This is a genomic window from Pseudoduganella buxea (assembly GCF_009720835.1).
Taxonomy (GTDB): Bacteria; Pseudomonadota; Gammaproteobacteria; order Burkholderiales; family Burkholderiaceae_D; genus Rugamonas; species Rugamonas buxea.
The window spans coordinates 83,270-103,882 of the sequence record NZ_WNKZ01000009.1 but is presented as its reverse complement, the minus strand read 5'-3'; the positions used below and the strand labels follow the sequence as shown (position 1 = coordinate 103,882).

The 20,613-nt window shown below is 65.7% G+C and carries 17 protein-coding genes; 13 read left to right on the top strand and 4 right to left on the bottom strand.

Features of this window, described 5'->3' with window-relative positions; all coding sequences use genetic code 11:
- The 3 genes from GM672_RS05695 to GM672_RS05685 form a co-directional block, all read right to left on the bottom strand.
- On the bottom strand, nt 1-2,146 hold a 2,146-nt coding region (locus GM672_RS05695), incomplete at its 3' end, for an ankyrin repeat domain-containing protein (RefSeq protein WP_503826357.1).
- A 160-nt stretch (nt 2,147-2,306) separates the two neighbouring features.
- Complete coding sequence (locus GM672_RS05690; RefSeq protein WP_155469558.1) at nt 2,307-3,620, bottom strand: PQQ-dependent sugar dehydrogenase; 1,314 nt, start codon at nt 3,618-3,620, stop codon at nt 2,307-2,309.
- A gap of 24 nt (nt 3,621-3,644) precedes the next feature.
- The gene (locus GM672_RS05685) at nt 3,645-3,932 is read right to left on the bottom strand and encodes a hypothetical protein (RefSeq protein WP_155469557.1); all 288 of its coding nucleotides are present in this window, start codon (nt 3,930-3,932) and stop codon (nt 3,645-3,647) included.
- Between the two features lie 159 nt (nt 3,933-4,091).
- On the opposite strand from GM672_RS05685, the gene GM672_RS28890 reads away from it, so the two are divergent.
- The 4 genes from GM672_RS28890 (at nt 4,092) to GM672_RS05665 (ending at nt 8,345) form a co-directional block, all read left to right on the top strand.
- Nucleotides 4,092-5,009: a DUF3667 domain-containing protein gene (locus tag GM672_RS28890; RefSeq protein ID WP_229417565.1), complete on the top strand. Its 918-nt coding sequence runs from the start codon at nt 4,092-4,094 to the stop codon at nt 5,007-5,009.
- Nucleotides 5,010-5,208: 199 nt separating this feature from the next.
- On the top strand, nt 5,209-6,120 hold the full coding sequence (locus GM672_RS05675; protein WP_155469555.1) for an NAD kinase: 912 nt from the start codon (nt 5,209-5,211) through the stop codon (nt 6,118-6,120).
- A gap of 14 nt (nt 6,121-6,134) precedes the next feature.
- Nucleotides 6,135-7,781, top strand: a complete 1,647-nt coding sequence (gene recN / locus GM672_RS05670) for a DNA repair protein RecN (RefSeq protein ID WP_155469554.1) — start codon at nt 6,135-6,137, stop codon at nt 7,779-7,781.
- Nucleotides 7,782-7,919: 138 nt separating this feature from the next.
- Entirely contained in the window at nt 7,920-8,345 is a 426-nt protein-coding gene (locus GM672_RS05665; protein ID WP_170299938.1) for an RcnB family protein, read from the top strand.
- 131 nt (nt 8,346-8,476) lie between these two features.
- Here the strand turns inward: GM672_RS05665 and GM672_RS05660 are convergent, their stop codons facing one another.
- On the bottom strand, nt 8,477-9,253 hold the full coding sequence (locus GM672_RS05660) for a hypothetical protein (RefSeq protein WP_155469552.1): 777 nt from the start codon (nt 9,251-9,253) through the stop codon (nt 8,477-8,479).
- A 156-nt stretch (nt 9,254-9,409) separates the two neighbouring features.
- On the opposite strand from GM672_RS05660, the gene hemH reads away from it, so the two are divergent.
- From hemH to GM672_RS05615, 9 genes are all read left to right on the top strand, one after another.
- Nucleotides 9,410-10,519 carry a ferrochelatase gene (gene hemH / locus GM672_RS05655; protein WP_155469551.1) on the top strand — a complete coding sequence of 370 codons (1,110 nt, stop codon included), beginning with the start codon at nt 9,410-9,412 and terminating at the stop codon, nt 10,517-10,519.
- Between the two features lie 271 nt (nt 10,520-10,790).
- On the top strand, nt 10,791-11,345 hold the full coding sequence (gene grpE, locus GM672_RS05650) for a nucleotide exchange factor GrpE (RefSeq protein WP_155469550.1): 555 nt from the start codon (nt 10,791-10,793) through the stop codon (nt 11,343-11,345).
- A 41-nt stretch (nt 11,346-11,386) separates the two neighbouring features.
- Nucleotides 11,387-13,402: a molecular chaperone DnaK gene (gene dnaK / locus GM672_RS05645; protein WP_260098585.1), complete on the top strand. Its 2,016-nt coding sequence runs from the start codon at nt 11,387-11,389 to the stop codon at nt 13,400-13,402.
- A gap of 108 nt (nt 13,403-13,510) precedes the next feature.
- On the top strand, nt 13,511-14,641 hold the full coding sequence (gene dnaJ, locus GM672_RS05640; RefSeq protein ID WP_155469548.1) for a molecular chaperone DnaJ: 1,131 nt from the start codon (nt 13,511-13,513) through the stop codon (nt 14,639-14,641).
- A gap of 303 nt (nt 14,642-14,944) precedes the next feature.
- Nucleotides 14,945-15,625 carry a carbonate dehydratase gene (can, locus tag GM672_RS05635; protein ID WP_155469547.1) on the top strand — a complete coding sequence of 227 codons (681 nt, stop codon included), beginning with the start codon at nt 14,945-14,947 and terminating at the stop codon, nt 15,623-15,625.
- A 186-nt stretch (nt 15,626-15,811) separates the two neighbouring features.
- Nucleotides 15,812-17,041, top strand: coding sequence for a putative DNA modification/repair radical SAM protein (locus GM672_RS05630; protein ID WP_155469546.1), 1,230 nt, complete (start codon nt 15,812-15,814; stop codon nt 17,039-17,041).
- Nucleotides 17,038-18,555: a UdgX family uracil-DNA binding protein gene (locus tag GM672_RS05625; RefSeq protein WP_155469545.1), complete on the top strand. Its 1,518-nt coding sequence runs from the start codon at nt 17,038-17,040 to the stop codon at nt 18,553-18,555. The genes GM672_RS05630 and GM672_RS05625 overlap by 4 nt, the downstream gene beginning before the upstream one ends.
- A gap of 91 nt (nt 18,556-18,646) precedes the next feature.
- A complete protein-coding gene (locus GM672_RS05620) occupies nt 18,647-19,591 on the top strand; it encodes a TauD/TfdA dioxygenase family protein (protein WP_155469544.1) in 945 nt (314 codons plus the stop codon).
- A 16-nt stretch (nt 19,592-19,607) separates the two neighbouring features.
- Entirely contained in the window at nt 19,608-20,612 is a 1,005-nt protein-coding gene (locus GM672_RS05615; protein WP_155469543.1) for an ABC transporter substrate-binding protein, read from the top strand.
- The last annotated feature ends 1 nt before the right edge of the window (nt 20,613 follow it).

The following is a 20,613-nucleotide window of genomic DNA, read 5'->3' as shown; positions in this document are numbered from 1 at the left end:
GGTCGGCGCGCAGGTCGGCCATGCGCTGGCGCAGCCGTTCGCCCAGCCAGCCGGCGTACGGCAGCGCCTTGCTGTCGGCGAACGCTGCCACCAGCCGCGGCGCCATGTCCGGGCAGGCCCGTGCGCCGAAGCCCTGTGCCCGCAGGCCGGTCCAGAATGCATCGTCGGCGCTCTTGACCAGCTCGGCCAGCGCGGCGCCGTCGGGCACGCAACTGCGGCCCACCTGCCGCCCGCTCTTGCCGGCGATGAAACGCACCATGTCGGCTTTGCCGGAAACGATCGCGTGGTCCAGCGCGGCCGGATCGTCCAGCGTGGCGCCCGCGGCCAGCAGCGCGTCGACGACGGCGACGTCACCTCGACGGATCGCCACGTCCAGGGCGCCCAGGCCGTCCTCGCCGCGCCAGCCCAGGTCCGGCTGCAGGGCCAGCATGGGGGCGATCAGGTCGGCCCGGCCCACCAGGATGGCTTCGCGCAGCACGGCGCTGGCCGCTTCCCGGCGTTCGGCAGAGGTCTCATCCGACGCACCCGTGCGCAGGAAGCCCTGCGCCAGCAGGGTGCCGAACAAGGCCCGGTCCGGCGAGCGCAGGGCCGTCTGGATGCCGTCGAACGACAAGTTACGGGCCGGCACGCCAGCGTCGAGCACCATGCGCGCCAGGCTGGCCCGCTCGGCGCTGGTCGCATAGCGCAAGGCCTCGTCCAGCAGGCGCGAGTCGTCCGGCACGGCAAGCTGGCGCTGGCGCAACGCCGCCAGCAGCAGGGCCAGCATCTCGCCGCGCCGGGCCGGTGTCGGCCCACCGGCCTTGCTGTCGAAGTCAGTGCCTGTCTTGCCGGCGACGGCGACTTCCAGCGCCGGCGTTTCGCCGGCCAGGGGCGAGACGCCCAATTCCAGCAGCGTGCGCACCATCGCGACGTCCCCTGCCGCCACGGCACGCGCCAGCAGCGCGGCATCGTCATCGGCCACCGGGGCGCCCAGCTTGACCAGGCGCCGCACCACGTCGCTCCGGCCGGCCAGGATGGCGCGCTCCAGCAGCGTCGCGTTGGCGGTCTCGTTCCGCGGCACATGGCGCCATGCCCGGCCGTGATGATCGATGTGGCGCGGGCCGTTCTGCTGCCACGGCATCGCGGGCTCCAGCAGCTCGTGGAGAATGCGGTCGGCCGCTTCCGGCGGGGCCATCAGGGCCCACATGGCGCCCTCGACCCACAGGTCGGTGCCATCCTTGTCATGGCGCGGCACGCGCTCCTTGAGCCAGGCCACGCCTTCGACATTGCCGGCCGCCGCGGCATGGGCGAACAGGGACCCGGCACCTTCGTCCGTGTAGGGGCGGGTGCCCAGGGCCAGCATCCGGTCCAGCACCTCGCGGCCCTGCGTCAGCGCCAGCAGGTCGTCCCACAGCAGGTAGTCGGCACCGGGCCGGTCGAACGCCTTGTCGTCTTCCTTGCGCGCCTTGCGCTCGCAGGCCTGGTACTTGTCCATCTGCTTGCCCGGCAGGGGCGCCCCGGCATCGACCAGGGCCAGCACCACGCGCGTGCGCTCGGCCGGCGTGACGATGCTTTCCAGCTGGCCGGCCCGTTCCTGGCGCAAGGCCGCTTCCAGTGCTTCCTCCTGGGGCCAGCTGCTCGTCACCTGCCGCACATCGGCACCGGCGGCGACCAGCATCTTTACCATCTCGGCCGTGCCGTACAGCGCCGCCAGGTGCAGCGGGGCCGTGCCCCCATCGCCCGCTTCCTTGACCGAGACACCGGCCTGCAGGGCCAGTGCCAGCATGCGCGTCTTGGCGGCGTACAGGGCCGCATGCTTGCGCTGCTGCCCCGCGAAGTGGGCCTTGTCGTAGGTGTTGGCGATGTCCTTGCGCCAGGCCGCTTCGTCCTCGACCAGGCTGCGCGCCGGGCGCAACAGGCGGTGCAGCAGCTTGTCGTTGCCGACCACGTAGTCATCCGGATTGGGCACGGCGGCCAGCAGGGCAGCGAAAGCCGCTTCGTCCCCGGCATTGGCGGCATCGAACAGGGCCTGCACCTGGGCCGTGGCCTCGGTTTTTCCCGTCGCCGCGTCGGCGAACGGAATGCCCTTGGCGATCTGCGCGCATGGCGAGGTGGCCGCCGCGGCGCCACCGGCCAGGAGTGCCGTGGCCAGCACGATGGTTTTCATTGCTGTCCTTGCTTACTAAAAAAGCAAGGAATATAAAGCAAAATGGTGCGTGGTGCGACTACTGCCGCGATTGTGACAATCGGAGAGATTATGTCGGGCCACGCTCCGGTTGAGGGGGGCGATCCCCTCCGGTACGGCGTGCACCGCACCGGAGTCGAACTTATTTCACCGCAGGCGCCACGCGCCAGATGACGTTGCCGACATCGTCGGCCACCAGCAGCGCGCCGTCCTTGGCGACGGCCACGCCGACGGGGCGGCCCTTGGCTTTTTCGTCCTTGCCGAGGAAGCCCGCCAGGAAGTCCTGCGGCGGGCCGGACGGCTTGCCGTCGGCGAAGGGCACGTACGCCACCTTGTAGCCGCTGTGGGGCTTGCGGTTCCACGAGCCGTGCATGCCGATGAAGGCGCCACCCCGGTAGTTGGTGGGGAAGAGGTTGCTGTCGTAGAAGGCCAGGCCCAGCGAGGCCGTGTGGGCGCCCAGCGCGTAGTCCGGCACGATGGCCTTGGCCACCAGGTCCGGCCGGGGCTCCTTGACGCGCGCGTCCACATGCTGGCCGAACCAGCTGTAGGGCCAGCCGTAGAAGCCGCCGTCCTTCACCGACGTCAGGTAGTCCGGTACCAGGTCGTTGCCCAGCTCGTCACGCTCGTTGACGACGGTCCACAAGGCCTTCGTCTTCGGTTCCCACGCCATGCCGTTCGGATTGCGCAGGCCCGTGGCGAACAGACGCGACTTGCCGGTGGCCCGTTCCAGTTCCCAGATGGCGGCGCGGCCTTCTTCCTTGTCGATGCCGTTTTCCGCGACATTGCTGTTCGAGCCCACCGTCATGTACAGGAACTTGCCGTCCGGGCTGGCCGTGATGTTCTTCGTCCAGTGGTGGTTCAGGGGGCCGGCGGGCAGGCTCATCACCTTCACGCCCGAAGCCGCGATGGCCGTCTTGCCTTCCTCGTAGGGGAAGCGCATCACGGCGTCCGAGTTGGCGACGTAGAAGTCCTTGCCGACCAGGACCATGCCGAACGGCGAGTTCAGGTTCTTCAGGAAGACCTGGCGTGTCTTGGCCGCGCCGTTGGCGTCGACGTCGCGCAGCAAGGTGATGCGGTTGGCGGACGGCGTCACGGCACCGGCCTTCTTCATCTGCATCTGCATGATCTTGCCCTTGATGCCCTTGCTGTCCTCCGGCTTGGGCGGGGCATTGGTTTCGGCCACCAGCACGTCGCCATTGGGCAGCACGTACAGCCAGCGCGGGTGGTCCAGGTTGCGCGCATAGGCCGTGACGGTGAAGCCGGCGGCGGCCACGGGTTTCTCGTCACCCTTCCATACGTTTGTCTCGGCCACGTTGACGGTGGGGATCAGGCTTTTTTCCGGCTCGGGCAGCTTCGGATTGGGGCCGTAGCCCACCGGGTATTGCGGCGCCTGGGCGGCAGCGCCGCCGCCGGCGAGCAGCAGGGTAAGGGTAAGGGGGGCGAGAGTGCGGTTCATGGCATGCGGTCCTCGGTGGTTGGCTCAGTCGCGCTTGACGCCGGGCAGGGGATTGGCTTCGGCGCCGGTGTCCGGCGGCGGCTTCTGGATACCGCGCTGTTCGCGCAGGTCCGTATCGACCAGGCCCTGTTCGATATCCTCGGCGGCCTGCTGGATGCGGGTGCGCGGCACCTGGTGTTCGGCGCCCTGGGTCGACTCGTCGCGTTCGTGCGGCAGGCGCTTGCCGCCCGTCTGGCCGACCTGGACATCGGTATTGACCTGGCGGTCGCGTTCGTTCGGCTGCGGATCGTTCGGATTGTTTTCGGTGCTCATGATGGTGTCCTTCCAATGAAACTTGACTGAATCACATCATATCGACGAAACCCGCACCCGGTCGCGCGCTTGAACTGTTGGTTTGGCGCCTAAGCCATGATGCATTTTTCGCATGAAATGTTTAGCATGGAGAATTCACCGCCATTCCATGGAACGAGCTTGAACCCAGCGACGATCGACCCGGCCGGCCACCACGACGTGCCTGCCAACTGCCGCAACTGCCACGCCCCCGTGCACGGCAATTACTGCGCCGCCTGCGGCCAGGAAACGCGGCTGCACATGCCCAGCCTGTTCGAATTCGTGCACGAGTTCGTCGGCCATTACGTGGCGCTGGAGGGGCGGCTGTGGGGCACCTTCGCGCGCCTGCTGTTCCGCCCCGGCGCGCTGACCAATGAATACCTGGCCGGGCGCCGGCGCCGCTATGTCGAGCCGCTGCGGCTGTACCTGTCGCTGTCCATCCTGTTCTTTGCCGCGATGAAGCTCTCGGGCGCCGAGATGGTGCAGATGGGCCCGGAGGATGCCCGGGTCACGGCCAGCGCCCCGGCGCAAGGCAAGCCCGCCGCGCCCGTCATCGGCGATGCGGACGACCTGCCGGCGGACATGCCGCGCCACACCACCTTGCCGGCGCCGCTGGAACGGGTGGCGCCGGGGCTGCGCCAGGCCTTCGACGATTTCGAAAAGCTGGACCGCAAGGAGCAGGGCGCGATCCTGCACGCCAGTTTCTTCAAGTACGCGCCATACGCCATGTTCTGCCTGATGCCCCTGTTCGCCTTCTACCTGAAGCTGCTGTACCTGGGCACGGGGCGGCGCTATGGCGAGCATGTGCTGTTCGCGCTGCACACGAACGCCTTTGCCTTCGCCATGTTCGGCGCCTTCATGCTGATGCCGGACGGCTTCGTCAAGCTGGTGCTGTTCTGCTGGCTGCTGGGCTACCTGCCGTGGGCCATGCAGCGCGTCTACCGCAAGGGGCGCTGGGGCACGGCGTGGCGCTGGCTGGTACTGGTGCTGCTGCACGCGGTCTCGCTGGTGGCGGCCGTGCTGGCCGTGCTCGGGCTGGGGGTCGCCTTCTTCCATTGAGCCGCCTGCCGGGCGGCGCTTGCGGTTCCGTCCAGCAGCACTTATACTGGCTAAACATACAGTATTTCCAGCGCCGTGCCGGTGCAGCGGCGCGGTGGCGGTCGCGTGCGGGAGGAACCCGTGGCAGAACAATCTGGAATGGTTTACTCTTCGGCGTGTCGCCACAGGGGTGGCCTCTTACTTAAACTGCTGAGTTTCTATGTCCGCCACGCCTGCCGTCGCTTCGTCCATCTACAACACGATCGCGCTGGTCGTGCGGCCCAATACGGCCGGCATCGAGGATTCCGTGCGCGATGTGCTCGACTTCCTGAAGCAGTCCGGCTACAGCGTCGTGTTCGAGACGGAAACGGCCGAGCACCTGAACATGCCGGACATCCCGTCGATGAGCGCGCAGGGCATCGGCGAGAAGGCCGATGTCGTCATCGTCATGGGTGGCGACGGCACCATGCTGGGCATTGCGCGCCAGCTGGCACCCTACGAGGTGCCGCTGATCGGCATCAACCAGGGCCGGCTGGGCTTCATGACCGATATTCCCCGCGACGGCATGCTGCCCGTGCTGGCCAAGATCCTGGGCGGCACGCACAAGGCCGAACGCCGCTCGCTGCTGGAAGGGCGCGTGCTGCGTGACGGCAAGCCGATCCACATCGGCCTGGCCGTCAACGACGTGGTGGTGGCGCGCGGCGCCGGGTCCGGCATGGTCGAGCTGCGCGTCGATGTCGACGAACACTTCATGTACAACCAGCGCTCGGACGGGCTGATCGTGTCCACGCCCACGGGCTCGACGGCGTATGCGCTGTCGGCCGGCGGGCCGCTGCTGCATCCGGCGCTGGGCGGCATCGTGCTGGTGCCGATCGCGCCCCATGCGCTGTCGAACCGGCCCATCGTGCTGCCCGAGTCGAGCGAGATCGTCATCGAGATCAAGCGCGGCCGCGACATCACCGTCAACTTCGACATGCAGACCTTCGCCAGCCTGACGGCGCAGGACCGCATTCACATCCGCCGTTCGCCGCACACCATCACCTTCCTGCATCCGGAAGGCTGGAGCTACTACAACACGCTGCGGGAAAAACTGCACTGGAACGAGTACCCGTCCGGCGACGGGAAAATCTGATCAATCTGGAACCTATGCTTCGTACACTGTCCATCCGCGACTTCGTCATTGTCGATGTAATTGAACTGGAATTTTCCGCCGGCTTCACGGTGTTTACGGGCGAGACGGGTGCCGGCAAGTCGATCCTGATCGACGCGCTCACCCTGGCGCTGGGTGGCCGGGGCGATGCGTCCATCGTGCGCGAAGGCGCCAGCCGCGCCGACATCACGGCCGACTTCGCCGTCACGGCCCAGGCCCAGGCCTGGCTCGACGCGCATGAGTTCACTTCCGAGGATGGCGGTGCGCTGCTGCGCCGCGTGATCGACAATGCCGGCCGCTCGAAGGCGTACATCAACGGCGTGGCCGCCACGGCCGCGCAATTGCGCGAGCTGGGCGACCTGCTGGTCGACATCCATGGCCAGCACGCCCACCAGTCGCTGCTGAAGACGGAAGCGCAGCGCGAGCTGCTGGACAACCAGGCCGGCGCCAATGTGCGCGACGTGTCGATTGCCTACAAGGCCTGGCGCGGCGTGGCGAAACAGCTGGAGGAATTCGAAACGAATGCCGCCAACGTGCTGCTGGAACGCGAACGCATCGAATGGCAGGTGGGCGAGCTCGACAAGCTGGCCGCCAAGCCGGGCGAGTGGACCGAGATCGGCAACGAGCACAGCCGCCTGTCCCACGCGGCCAGCCTGCTCGAAGGCGCGCAGGAAGCTCTGTCCGTCATCTCCGAATCGGAAGAGCAGCCCATCGTGTCGCAACTGGCCTCGCTGAACCAGAAGCTGGCCAAGCTGGTGTCGGTCGATACGGAACTGCAGCCCGTGGTGGACCTGATCGAATCGGCCCGCATCCAGCTGCAGGAATCCGTGTACGCGCTCAACACCTACCTGGACCGCGTCGAGCTGGACCCCGAGCGGCTGCGCCAGGTCGATGCGCGCATGGAAGCGCTGCATTCGGCGGCGCGCAAGTTCCGCGTCGACGCGGATGAGCTGCCGGCCGAGCACGCCCGCCTGGCCGAACAGCTGGCGCGCCTGGCCGATGCCACCGACATGGACGGCCTGCGCAAGCAGGAACAGAAGCTGAAGGCGGACTATCTGGAGGTGGCGAAACTGCTGTCGGCCCAGCGCGCCACGGCGGCGCGGGCCCTGGGCGAGGCCGTCACGAAAGCAATGCAGGATTTGAACATGACGGGCGGGCGCTTCGAAGTGGCGCTGCATCCGTCCGAGCCGTCCGCCAAGGGCCTGGAACAGGTCGAATTCATGGTGGCCGGTCACGCCGGCGTGGCGCCCCGCCCGCTGGCGAAAGTGGCCTCGGGCGGCGAACTGGCGCGCATCTCGCTGGCCATTTCCGTCATCACCTCGCACGCAACGACGGTGCCGACCCTGATCTTCGACGAAGTCGACAGCGGCATCGGCGGCGGCGTGGCCGAAGTCGTGGGGCGCCTCTTGAAACGCCTGGGCCAGGAACGGCAGGTGCTGTGCGTGACCCACCTGCCGCAGGTAGCCAGCCAGGGCAACAGCCACTTCCAGGTGGCGAAAAGCACGCTCGACAATGGCAAGACGGCCTCGCGCATCGAAGTGCTCGATGCCAAGGCCCGCGTCGAGGAAGTGGCGCGCATGCTGGGCGGGCTGGAAATCACGGCCACCACGCGCAAGCACGCGCGCGAGCTGCTGGCGTCCTGACAGGCACCTCGGCCACCGCGCAGGGCAGTGCTGCTGGTGGCCGGACATTTCTTGTAACAGTACTTACCGTTTCACCACTGGTGCGGGCGGGGCGGCTCCGGTGTAATGAAGTCATCGCCAGCTCATCCGCACCGTGCCATGAAAACCTCCTTCCTCGCCATCGCCGCCACCGCGCTTTGCCTTGCCACCAGCATCGTCCATGCCCATGCTGCCGGCGCTGGCCGCTACGACCGTCACGAACACCACGAGCGCCACGCCCGCCAGCAGTGCGACTACAGCGACCCGTGGAAGCACGAGCGCAATCACCGACCCCACCGCCGTGCCGGCGGCGCCGGCCCCTGCCACGATATCCACCGGGGCGAAGTGCTGCCGCGCTATTACTGGCACCAGCGCTACGACGTCGGCAACTGGCGCGCCAACGACCTGCCCGCCCCGTGGCGCGGCCACCGCTGGGTCCGCACCGGCAACGATTTCGCCCTGGTCGACGTCCGCAGCGGCCACATCTCCAAAGTCATCCTGCAGCGCCACCGCAAGCAAGCCTGCCGACTCCACAGCAAGTGCTGACGCGTGTGAGGACACATGGGCAACACATCGCGGAGCAACTGCCCGGTCTGCCGCAGTGGCTTGGAAACCGTATCCGACACCGGTTTTTGGGCAATAAAGCCAGCGCGAACATATCGGCAAGACGGCTGTCCCTAATGTCCCGGGCAGGGCTGCCCCTCGAAGGCGGGATAGGCGGCCGGTAGTTCCCGCAGCCATGCCGCCAGGTCGACGGTGGCCGGCAGCGCGCGCTGCAATGCGGCCAGTTCGCGGCAGGCAAACGCCGTATTGCCTGTCGCCACCAGCGCCGCAGCCATCTCGCGATAGCGGAGGGCGGGTTGGGCCTGCCGTTTCAGTTCCTGGTAATAGTCGAGATAATGGGGCCGGGCGCCGGCGCTGAAGTCGGGCGCGAAGGCCTGTACCACCATGCCGTCGTTCAGTACATGGACGAACGGAAAATACACCGGTCCCGGCAAGCCGAACAGGTCGCGCCGCAACACGCGGGTGCGCAGCTTGCCGTCCGGGTCGACCGTGATGGCGGCCGGGGTGTCGAAGTAGTCGATCTGTGCCAGCGGCACTGGCCGCGGCGCGAGCCGGAACAGCTTTCTCGTGTAGTGCCGGCCGCCCTGGTGGCCGCACAGGGCGACGACGTCCGGCCCGATCGGGGCGATGGTCGGCTCGCTGCCGCAGCCGGGCCGCAAGTGCGTGCGTTCCAGGTAGACGGTGTCGTTGCCGTCGAGACGGGTGATGACGATCTGCCCCGTCGTTTCGCCATGCAGGTCGCCGGGAGCCGTTTCGATACGTTCGCGGTAAGCAAACTGGTATCCGGCAAGCACCAGGCTCGCCTCCTGGGCGGGCGCCGCGATGGCCGTCATGCCGCCGACCACAGCCAGCACGCAGCGCAACACGGATAGGGCGGAGGCTTTCGTCATGCTAACCATCCTGTTATTTATCTGTAAATACCAATGATAAAACCGGCAATATGCCGCGTCGACCGATTTTGCCGGCGAGCGCCCGGCGTTCCCGCAGCGGCTCGGCCGTGGCGCGGCATATAATGGCTGTCCATCCGAGTCAATCCCACCCCAGCCATGTCATTCGCCAAAGAACCACCCCACCAGCACGGCGCCGTCAGCGGCAGCGCCATCGTGCTGGTCAACCTGGGCACGCCCGACGAGCCCACCCGCGGCGCCGTGCGGCGCTACCTGAAGCAGTTCCTGTCCGATCCCCGCGTCGTCGAGATTCCCCGCGCCGTGTGGTGGTTCATCCTGAACGGGGTCATCCTGCCGTTCCGCTCCGGCGCGTCGGCAAAAAAATACGCGTCCATCTGGACCCGCGACGGCTCGCCGCTGCGGGTGCACACCAGCAACCAGGCGATGCTGCTGCATGACGCGCTGCGCGCGCGCGGTCATGGCGAAGTGACGGTTGCAATGGCGATGCGCTACGGTTCGCCGTCGCTGCCGGACGTGCTGGCGCGGCTGAAGGCGGACGGTTGCGAGCGCATCGCCATCCTGCCGGCCTACCCCCAGTATTCCGGCACCACCACTGGCTCGATCTGGGATGCCGTGTTCGCCCACTACCGCAAGATCCGCAATATTCCCGAGCTGCGGCTGATACGCAATTACCATGACCACGAGGGTTATATCGAAGCGTTGCGCCAGAGCGTGCTGGCGCACTGGGACGCGCACGGCCGTGGCGAAAAGCTCGTGATGAGTTTCCACGGCGTGCCCAAGCGCACATTGCTGCTGGGCGACCCCTACCACTGCGAATGCCACAAGACAGCCCGGCTGCTGGCAGCCCGCTTGAAACTGAAGCCCGAGGATTACCTGGTGACGTTCCAGTCCCGCTTCGGCAAGGCCGAGTGGCTGCAGCCATACACGGCACCCACCGTGGCCCAGCTGGCGCGCGACGGCGTACGCCGGCTCGACGTCATCTGTCCCGGCTTTACCAGCGATTGCCTGGAAACCCTGGAAGAAATCGCCATGGAGGTGCGCCACGACTTCCTGGAAAATGGCGGCAAGCAGTTCCAGTACATTCCTTGCCTGAACGAAACACCGCACTGGATCACGGCCCTGGCTGAAATTGCCGAGCAGCATATGATCGGCTGGCCAACAATGATGTCGCCAAGCGAGCGCGCACTGCGCCAGCAGGATGCCGCCAAGGGCCGCGAGTCGGCGCTGGCGAAGGGCGCAACGGAATAAATCCTCCCATCGTTGCAATTTCGATACCGGCAAGTGTTGTTAGCACTTGCCGGGGAGGAGTGCCAGCCTGTTAAAATAACCGGTCAGCGAAGGGGGTGTCACGCCCGGTGACCGGGTTCGTTGCCGCGCACTGTGTCAAGCCGAACAGACAAGGGATTGATGAATATCCCTTGAAATGGTAGGGGATAGGCCCATATGCGGCCAGTGCAACGGGGATATGCAGTTCCCCTCATCCGCAATGTCAAACAAAACAGATCGTAGGAGTCTCTAGATGCAAGATCAGGAAAATCAGGCCAGCCCGAATCCCGATGAGGAACTGGCATCCGCCCAGCCTTCGACTCCCGCCGAGCCGGCAGCCCAGGGCGCCAACAGTCTGGAAGAGCAGCTCGCCGCCACCGAAGCCAAGCTGGCGGAGATGCACGAAGCCTTCCTGCGTGCCAAGGCCGAAGGCGACAATATCCGCCGCCGCGCCCAGGAAGATGTCGCCAAGGCGCATAAATTTGCCGTCGAATCGTTCGCCGAAGCCATGGTGCCCGTGAAGGACAGCCTGGAGATGGCCCTGAAGGTGGAAGCGCCAACGATCGAGTCGATGAAGGAAGGCGTCGAAATGACGCTCAAGCAGCTCAATTCCGCGTTCGAGCGCAACCGCCTGATCGAAGTGGTGCCGGCTGCCGGCGAAAAGCTCGACCCGAACAAGCACCAGGCCGTGGCCATGGTGCCGGCCGAGCAGGAAGCCAATACGGTCGTCGCCGTGCTGCAGAAGGGTTACATGATCGCCGAGCGCCTGCTGCGTCCGGCCATCGTGACGGCTGCCCAGCCAAAATAAGCGCGGTCATCTATATGAGGGGCACGTCCCCTTGAAAAAAAATACGCTTTTCCGCATATAAGAAACATTCAGAAACTACACAAGTTAAGGAAGAACAAATCATGGGCAAAATGATCGGTATTGACCTGGGCACGACCAACTCCTGCGTCGCCATCATGGAAAACGGCCAGCCGAAGGTCATCGAAAACGCGGAAGGCGCGCGTACGACCCCTTCCATCATCGCTTACCAGGAAGACGGCGAAATCCTCGTCGGCGCGCCGGCAAAACGCCAGGCCGTGACGAACCCGAAGAACACCCTGTACGCGGTGAAGCGCCTGATCGGCCGTAAGTTCCAGGAGAAGGAAGTCCAGAAGGACATCTCCCTGATGCCTTACGAAATCACCAAGGCCGACAACGGCGACGCCTGGATCGGCGTGCGCGACAAGAAGCTGGCGCCGCCACAGATCTCCGCCGAAGTGCTGCGCAAGATGAAGAAGACGGCCGAGGACTACCTGGGCGAAGAAGTGACGGAAGCCGTCATCACGGTGCCTGCGTACTTCAACGACTCGCAGCGCCAGGCCACCAAGGATGCCGGCCGTATCGCCGGCCTGGACGTCAAGCGCATCATCAACGAGCCGACCGCGGCCGCGCTGGCATTCGGCCTGGACAAGACCGACAAGGGCGACCGCAAGATCGCCGTGTATGACCTGGGTGGCGGCACGTTCGACATCTCGATCATCGAGATCGCCGACGTCGATGGCGAAAAGCAGTTCGAAGTGCTGTCGACCAATGGCGACACCTTCCTGGGCGGCGAAGACTTCGACCAGCGCGTGATCGACTACATCATCGACGAATTCAAGAAGATCAACGGCCTGGACCTGAAGAAGGACCCGATCGCCCTGCAGCGCATCAAGGCTTCGGCCGAGCGCGCAAAGATCGAACTGTCGTCGTCGCAGCAGACCGAGATCAACGAGCCGTACATCGCCATGGCGAACGGCGCGCCGGTCCACCTGAACCTGAAGATGACCCGCGCCAAGCTGGAGTCGCTGGTGGAAGAGCTGATCGCCGCCACCATCGAGCCATGCCGCACCGCCATCAAGGATGCCGGCGTCAAGGTCTCCGATATCGACGACATCATCCTCGTCGGCGGGATGACCCGTATGCCGAAGGTGCAGGAAAAAGTGAAGGAGTTCTTCGGCAAGGACCCACGCAAGGACGTCAACCCGGATGAAGCCGTGGCCGTCGGTGCCGCCATCCAGGGCGCCGTGCTGTCGGGCGACCGCAAGGACCTGCTGCTGCTGGACGTGACGCCGCTGTCGCTGGGTATCGAAACCCTGGGCGGCGTGATGACGAAGATGATCCACAAGAACACGACGATCCCGACCAAGTTCTCGCAGGTGTTCTCGACCGCCGACGACAACCAGCCGGCCGTGACGATCAAGGTCTACCAGGGTGAACGCGAAATCGCCGCCGGCAACAAGGCGCTGGGCGAATTCAACCTGGAAGGCATTCCGCCGGCAGCACGCGGCACGCCGCAGATCGAAGTGACCTTCGACATCGACGCCAACGGCATCCTGCACGTGGGCGCGAAGGACAAGGCCACCGGCAAGGAAAACAAGATCACCATCAAGGCCAACTCCGGTCTGTCGGAAGAGGAAATCCAGAAGATGGTGAAGGACGCCGAGCTGAACGCCGACGAAGACAAGAAGGTCAAGGAACTGGCCGAGTCGCGCAACCAGGCCGACGCACTGGTGCACTCGACCAAGAAGTCGCTGACCGAATACGGCGACAAGCTGGATGCGGGCGAGAAGGAAAAGATCGAGGCTGCCATCACGGGCCTGGAAGGCTCCATCAAGTCCGGCGACAAGGCCACCATCGACGCCAAGATCGCGACCTTGACGGAAGCGGCGCAGAAGCTGGGCGAGAAGATGTACGCCGACATGCAGGCGCAGCAGGCAGCGGGCGGGGGTGCCGAAGCCGGTGCCGGTGCCGGCCAGCAGGCTGGCGGCGCGGAATCGCGTGCGCAGCAGGACGACGTCGTGGACGCCGACTTCAAGGAAGTCAAGGACAACAAGTAAGTCCCGGTCGGCCCAGCCCCTGACCCGCCGAGCGGTGCTGCCGTAAATACGGGGCCCGCTCGGCTTTTTCGCATAATGACATCAGTTCTGTAAGCAAGGTGCCTCCCTATGGCAAAGCGTGATTTTTACGAGATTCTCGGCCTGGCAAAAAATGCCTCGGATGACGAGATCAAGAAGGCCTATCGCAAGCTGGCGATGAAGTATCACCCGGACCGCAACCCGGACAACAAGGAAGCGGAAGAGAAGTTCAAGGAGGCCAAGGAAGCCTACGAGATGCTGGCCAATCCGGAGAAGCGCGAAGCGTATGACCGTTACGGTCACGCCGGCGTCGATCCCAACATGGGTGGCGGCGGTGGCGGCTTCGGCGCGGGCGGCTTCGGCGACGCGTTCGGCGACATCTTCGGCGACATCTTCGGCGGCGGCGGCCGTCGCGGTGGCGGCGGCGGTCCGCAGGTGTACCGCGGCGCAGACCTGCGCTACAACCTGGAAATCACCCTGGAACAGGCCGCGCACGGCTTCGACACGACGATCCGCGTGCCGTCCTGGGACAAGTGCGATACCTGCCACGGCTCCGGCGCCAAGCCGGGCACGTCGCCGGTCACTTGCTCCACGTGCGGCGGCCACGGTCAGGTGCGCATGCAGCAGGGCTTCTTCAGCATCCAGCAGACCTGCCCGAAATGCCACGGCACCGGCAAGATCATTCCGGAACCGTGCCCATCGTGCTCCGGCGCCGGACGCATCAAGCGCAACAAGACGCTGGAAGTGAAGATCCCGGTCGGCATCGACAACGGCATGCGCATCCGCTCGTCCGGCAACGGCGAACCGGGCACGAATGGCGGGCCACCGGGCGACCTGTATGTGGAAATCCACATCAAGCCGCACGCCGTGTTCCAGCGCGAAGGCGACGACCTGCACTGCGAAATGCCGATCTCGTTCGCCAAGGCGGCGCTGGGCGGCGAAATCGAAGTGCCGACCCTGTCCGGCAAGGTGTCGTTCACCGTGCCCGAAGGCACGCAGTCCGGCAAGACCTTCCGCCTGAAAGGCAAGGGCATCAAGGGCGTGCGCTCCGGCTACCCGGGCGACCTGTTCTGCCACGTGGCTGTCGAAACGCCCGTCAAGCTGACGGAAAAGCAGAAGGAACTGCTGCGCGAGTTCGAACGGGCCACCAACGAAGGCGGCGCCAAGCACAGCCCGCAGTCGAAGTCGTGGATGGACAAGGTCAAGGACTTCTTCGAGTAAGCAGTGGGACCTCGATAAACCTGCTGCGCGACGCCAGCTCCGGCCTGCGATGCTTCGCCGTACTGAAGTACGGCTGTGCTTCTCGACCAGACCTGACGCCGCTCGCTACGGTTTCTCGAGGCCCTGATCCGTGCGTAGGGTCGGCTTCATTTAGCGATTGTAGCTTTTGCGCCTTTGGGCCGATGCTGAAAAAAAAGCACGTTCGGCCGACAAGGCCCGGATCGGCTAAACTACCGCCTGCTTCATACCGGCCGCCATTGCATCGAAGCAGTTGGCGGCTTTTTCACGTCTGAGAGGAACACCATGAGCGACCGTATCGATAGCCCTGCCGACCTGAACGACCTGCTGAACAATAACCGCCGCTGGGCCGACTCCATGGTCGAGCGCGACCCGGAATTCTTCCGCCGCCTGGCCGCGCAGGCTTCGCCCGAATACCTGTGGATCGGCTGCTCCGACAGCCGCGTGCCCGCCAACGAACTGCTGGGCCTGGCGCCGGGCGACGTCTTCGTCCACCGCAATATCGCCAACGTCGTCGTCCATTCCGACCTGAACTGCCTGTCCGTGCTGCAGTTCGCCATCGACGTGTTGAAGGTGAAGCACGTCATCATCGTCGGCCACTACGGCTGCAAGGGCGTGCACGCCGCGCTGACGGGTGCCCGCGTCGGCCTGGTCGACAACTGGCTGCGCCACGTTCAGGACGTCAGCCAGAAGCACGAGCGCTACCTGGGCTCCGTGCTGGACGAGCAGAAGCGCAGCGAAAAGCTGTGCGAGCTGAACGTCGTCGAGCAGGTCGTCAATGTCTGCTCCACCACCATCGTGCAGGATGCCTGGGACCGCGGCCAGCCCGTCAGCGTGCACGGCTGGGTCTACGGCCTGAAGGACGGCCACCTGCACGACCTGGGCATGACCGTCAGCAACCACGCCGACCTGGCCCCGCGCCTGTCGAACCGCCTGGTCCGCTACAACGAGGAAGTGCAGTCGTAAAAGTTGCCTGGAAATGGGGACAGACCCCATTTATTTGGCAACTATTGCCCGAAAAATGGGGTCTGTCCCCATTTTTCGAGCAACACCCAGGTCCTGACCCGTCATTGCCCCGCTCCCCGGGGCGGCGGGTGAGGTCCCGCCGTGGAACTCCGGTATACTGTATGCCTATACAGCTGGAGCGCCGCCATGGAACTGAACGACAAACTGGAAATCCTGGCCGACGCGGCGAAATATGACGCGTCGTGTGCCAGCAGCGGGGCGCCGAAACGTTCGTCCGAAGGCAAGGACGGTATCGGCGCCACCAATGGCATGGGCATCTGCCACAGCTACACGCCCGACGGCCGCTGCGTGTCCTTGCTGAAAATCCTGCTGACAAACTTCTGCGTCTACGACTGCCAGTACTGCGTCAACCGCCGCACGTCGAACGTGCCGCGGGCCCGCTTCACGGTGCAGGAAGTGGTCAAGCTGACGGTTGACTTCTACCTGCGCAACTACATCGACGGCCTGTTCCTCAGCTCCGGCATCATCCAGTCGGCCGACTACACGATGGAGCAGCTCGTGGCGATTGCGCGCGAGCTGCGCGAAGTACACCAGTTCCGTGGCTATATCCATTTGAAGACGATTCCCGATGCGGACCCGGCCTTGATCGATGCGGCCGGCCGCTATGCCGACCGCCTGTCGGTGAACATCGAACTACCCACGCAGGACAGCGTGCAGCGCCTGGCACCGGAAAAGAACGTCCACACGATCAAGCTGGCGATGGGCAATATCCGCCTGCGACTGGACGAGAAGGAAGCCGAGCCGAAGGCGCCGAAGTTCGCGCCGGCCGGCCAGAGCACGCAGATGATCGTCGGGGCCGACGCCAGCGACGACCAGCGCATCCTCACCACGGCCGAAACCCTGTACGGCAGCTACAAGCTCAAGCGCGTCTACTACTCGGCCTTCAGCCCCATTCCGCAAAGCCCGAAGTCGGTGCCGCTGGCGCCGCCGCCGATGCTGCGCGAGCACCGCCTGTACCAGGCCGACTTCCTGCTGCGCAGCTACGGCTTCCAGGTGGGCGAGCTGCTGCCCGCAGCCGGCAACCTGGCCCTCGACATCGACCCGAAACTGGCGTGGGCCCTGGCCAACCGCGAGCACTTCCCGATGGATTTGAACCGCGCCGAGCCGGCCATGATCGCCCGCATCCCCGGCATCGGCCTGCGCAACGCCAAGCGCATCGTCGAACTGCGCCGCATGCGCCAGGTGCGCTATGCCGACCTGACGCGCCTGAAGTGCAGCATGAAGAAGATCGCACCCTTCATCATCACGGCGGACTACCGGCCCGTGCGCGACACGACGGCCTCCGAAGTGCTGCGCCGGGCCATGGCCGACGTGCCCGAGCAGATGCCGCTGTGGCCGGAGCTGCAGGCGGCATGACCGCGCCGCAGGACGACGGCCCGGGCGACGATACGTTCGATGCCATCGAGCCCATCGACGCCGTCGCCCTGACCCTGGCCGGCCAGCCCATCCCCGTCACCACCTTCGCCGAATGGCGCCTGGCCGCGCGCGACCTGATCGTGCGCCGCATCCGGCCCGAATCCCTGCAATGGGCGGGCCAGGACGGTGGCGGTGATTTGCTGAGTGCCGCGCCGCCAATCGTTCCAGCGACGGTGCTGGACGTTCCGCCCGCGCCGCCGCCGCACGTTCCCCGCAAGCTGATGGAGATGCTGCACAGCGCCGCCTGCTACCGCACCCCGGACCGCTGGTCCTTCCTGTACAAGGTGCTGTGGCGCTGGCAGCAGGGACAACAGGAGATCCTGTCGATGGCCGACGAAGACGGCGCCCGCCTGCAGCACATGGTGAAGGCGGTGCACCATGAAGAACACGATATGCATGCCTACCTGCGCTTCCGCGAGCGGCCGCCCGAGGCTGGCGACCCCCGCTTCGTCGCCTGGTTCGAGCCGGCACACGACGTGCTGCCGCAAGTGGCGCGCCACTTCGCCAGGCGCATGGGCAAGACCAGCTGGATGATCGGCACGCCCGAGGCCACCGTGCTGTGGGACGGCCAGCAACTGCACGCCACCGGCCCCCTGATGCGCAGCGCGGCCGATATCGACGACAGCGGCGAGGCCCTGTGGCTGACCTACTACCGCAGCATCTTCAACCCGGCCCGCCTGAACGCGGGCATCATGCATGGCCATATCCGCTCGCGCTTCTGGAAGAACCTGCCGGAAGCGGCCGTCGTGCCGCACATGGTGTCGCAGGCCGCGGCCGGCGCGCGCAAGGTGGGCCAGCTCGATACGGTCGGCCGCCGCACCGGCACGACCATTCCCATCGCCGCCGAGAAGGCCGCGCCCGAGCGTCAGCAGCCGTCGTCGCTGGACGAATGCCGCCGCTGCGACCTGTGGCAGAACGCCACGCAGGCCGTGGCGGGGCAGGGCGCGCGCCACGCGAAGATCATGCTGGTGGGCGAGCAGCCTGGCGACCAGGAAGACCTGGCTGGCAAGCCCTTCGTCGGCCCCGCCGGCGCGCTGCTGGACAAGGCCATGATCGAGGCCGGCGTCGACCGCAAGACCGTGTACGTCACCAACGCCGTCAAGCACTTCAAGTGGGAGCCGCGCGGCAAGCGCCGCCTGCACAAGACCCCGGCGCAGAAGGAAGTGATGGCCTGCCACTACTGGCTCGAGACGGAGCTGGAGCAGGTGGCGCCGCAGGTCGTCGTGGCGCTGGGCAGCACGGCCCTGAAATCCATCCTGCAGTCGGGCAGCGTGACGATGAAGGAATATATGGATGCGCCCTTCCAGCACGAAGGGCGCTGGGTCGTCGTCACCTACCACCCGGCCTATGCGCTGCGCGTGCCCAGCGCCGAAGCGCGGCAGGAGGCCGTCGCCAATATCGTCGCGGCCTTGAAAACGGCCCAGGACCTGGCCGGCGGCGCCGCTCGCGCTTGACGCGGGAATCGCATAACGATAGCCGAATCGATTCGTTTTGTTTCCATCGGAGCGCGCCTAGACTGGAATTCCCGTCAGCTGGAGCGTGTCCATGGCCGCAGTGTTCAGTGAAGTCCGCGAAGTTCGTGACGATCTCGATGTCATTCGAGGTGCAGTCCCGCCCGTCGCGCACGATGCCCAAGTCCCCCTTGTCATTCGTGCCTTCGACGGTCCCCTGGGCGCCGAGGTGGTTGGCCTCGACCTGGGCGCAGGCCCCGTGGATGACGCGAGCTTTGCGCGCATCCATGCGGCCCACCTGGCACATCACGTCCTCGTGTTTCGCGACCAGCGCATCACGCCGGCACAGCAGGTAGCGTTTTCGCGCCGTTTCGGTCCACTGCAGATCCATGTACTGCGCAACTTCCAGCTGGCGGGAACCCCGGAAGTGCTGGTCGTATCGAACATCGTCGAAGACGGCAAGCCGATCGGCCTGGGCGACGCCGGCCACTTCTGGCATTCCGACCTGTCGTACAAGGAAAAGCCCAGCCTGGGCTCGATGCTGCATGCCCAGGAGTTGCCTGCCGAGGGCGGCGACACGCTGTTCGCCAATATGCACCTGGCCTACGACACCCTGCCGGCGGCGCTGCGCAATGCCGTAGAGGGCCTGCGCGCCGAGCACAGCTACCTGAAACAGTATGCCGAGCTGCAGAAGCGCAGCCCGTGGCGTCCGAACCTGACCCAAGCCCAGGTCGACGAAGTGAAGGCCGTGGTCCACCCGGTGGTACGCGTGCACTCCGAAACGGGCCGGCGCGCGCTGTTCGTCAGCGAGCATTTCACCACCCGCATCGTCGGGCTGCCCGAGGACGAAAGCACGGCCCTGCTGGCCGAGCTGTTCGCCCACAGCGTGCGGCCCGAGCACATCTACCGCCACCGCTGGCAGCCGCACGACATGGTGTTCTGGGATAACCGCTCGCTGATGCACCTGGCGGCCGGCTGTCCGGCCGACCAGCGCCGCAAGCTGTATCGCACCACCATCGAGGGCGACGTCCCGTTCTGACCAGGATAAGAAAAACATGAAAGCACTTCGCATCGCCGCCGCCACGGTGGCCGCCATTCCCTTCCTGTTTGCCGTTGACGCCCACGCCGAGGGCAAGATCCGCATCGCCGAACAGTATGGCGTGACCTACCTGCTGCTCAATATCGCGCAGGAGCAAAAGCTCATCGAAAAATACGGCAAGCAGGCCGGCGTCGACATCGACGTCGAATGGAAGCAGCTCTCCGGCGGCGCCGCCATCAACGACGCACTGCTGTCGGGCGCCATCGACATCGGCAGCGCCGGCGTCGGCCCGCTGGTGACCTTGTGGGACCGCACCAAGGGCCGCCAGAACGTGCGTGGCGTGGCCGCGCTGGGCAGCTTCCCGTACTACCTCGTCACCAATAACCCGAAGGTCAAGACCCTGGCCGACTTCACGGAGAAGGACCGCATCGGCCTGCCGGCCGTCGGCGTGTCGGTGCAGGCGCGTATCCTGCAGATGGCCGTTGCCAAGCAGTGGGGCGAGAAGGAGTTCGCCCGGCTGGACAAGATCACGCAGACCCTGCCGCATCCGGATGCGGCCAGCGCCATCATTGCCGGCGGCACCGAGATCACCGGCCACTTCGCCACGCCACCGTTCCAGGAACAGGAGCTGGCGCAGAATCCGAACGCGCGCGTGATCCTGAAATCCTACGACGTGCAGGGTGGGCCGTCGTCGTCCACCGTGCTGTACGCCACCGAAAAATACCGCGCCGGGAACCCGAAGACGTATCGCGCCTTCGTGCAGGCGCTGGCCGAGGCGGCCGACTACGCGGCGAAGAATCCCGAAGGCGCGGCCGACATCTATTTGAAGGTCAACAAGAGCAAGGTCGACCGGGCCCTGCTCGTGAAGATCTTCAAGAACCCCGAAGTGCAGTTCCGCATCGCGCCGCAGAACACGCTGGGGCTGGCGCAGTTCATGCACCGCGTCGGCGCGGCCAGGAACCGGGCCGGCACGTGGCGCGACTACTTCTTCGACGACCCGCTCGTCAAAGAGGGCAGCTGAC